Annotated in this window: 2 protein-coding genes; one reads left to right on the forward strand and one right to left on the reverse strand. The window is 40.5% G+C overall.

The window, feature by feature from the left end; all coding sequences use genetic code 11:
- Window positions 1-220 precede the first annotated feature (220 nt).
- Window positions 221-634, forward strand: a complete 414-nt coding sequence (gene arfB, locus HC723_RS16910) for an alternative ribosome rescue aminoacyl-tRNA hydrolase ArfB (protein ID WP_153448542.1) — start codon at window positions 221-223, stop codon at window positions 632-634.
- Between the two features lie 232 nt (window positions 635-866).
- Here arfB and HC723_RS16915 read toward each other — a convergent pair.
- Window positions 867-999, reverse strand: a 133-nt coding sequence (locus tag HC723_RS16915) for a GTP cyclohydrolase I (protein WP_190339922.1), incomplete at its 5' end; no start/stop codon positions are given.

The following is a 999-nucleotide window of genomic DNA, read 5'->3' on the forward strand; positions in this document are numbered from 1 at the left end:
CATATTACCACCTTAAATCCATTGCACTGATATGTTAGTCGATACAATAAATACCAACCGACCAATCACATAAGTCTACTGCTTTTTTAAACACCACTGTCGAACATTTCAAAACCGCGTTCATACTAGCGCTGTCTATCGAATACGATATAGCATATCATTAGTGTTAATAACAATTCGATAACTTAACTACATTCATTCATCAATTTTTAATAAAACTATGCTCAAAATCTCAAATAATGTCGAAATACCTGATAATGAAATTGAACTGACGGCAATTCGTGCCCAAGGTGCGGGTGGCCAAAACGTCAATAAAGTGTCTTCTGCGATTCATTTACGCTTTGATGTTAATGCGTCAAGCTTGCCTGGCTTCTATAAAGAACGATTGCTTAAAATCTCCGATAAGCGTTTAACCGGAGATGGCGTAATCGTGCTTAAAGCGCAACAATATCGTACTCAAGAACAAAATCGAGAAGATGCACTGCTGCGTTTGAAAGAGTTGATATTAGAAGCGACGAAAATCGTCAAGGTGCGCCGAGCCACTTCGCCGACTCGCTCATCGCAAAGAAAGCGTACCGATAAGAAAGTACAACAAGGGCAAAAAAAACAACTGCGCGGTAAAGTTTCTTATTAGTGGTAATTGCTAGATATTAAATTTAATAAGCAAAATCGCACTCAAAGGTGCGATTTTTTGTATTGGTATAACGTGAAAAGTATCCGCGAGCTGACAATATGCGTAAAGAAATCAAAAGCGAGATCCCGCATCTTCTTCGCTTAGGCTCATGTGTGGGATGACGGGCGTTTTTCTTCTTTTATCCATGTGTTGATCTTAAGCCGTGAAACTCATTATCTTAAACCATGAGCTCTTATCTTAAACCATGGAAAAACTCAGCACGGGTTGCTGGGTTGGATTTGAAAATGCCGCCTAGGGCTGTGGTGGTGGTCACACTGGTAGCATCCATCACGCCGCGAGATTTTACGCAGTAATGAGTGGCATCC

Origin of the sequence: Vibrio sp. S11_S32, from assembly GCF_014694465.1 — a bacterium.
GTDB classification, from domain to species: domain Bacteria; phylum Pseudomonadota; class Gammaproteobacteria; order Enterobacterales; family Vibrionaceae; genus Vibrio; species Vibrio algicola.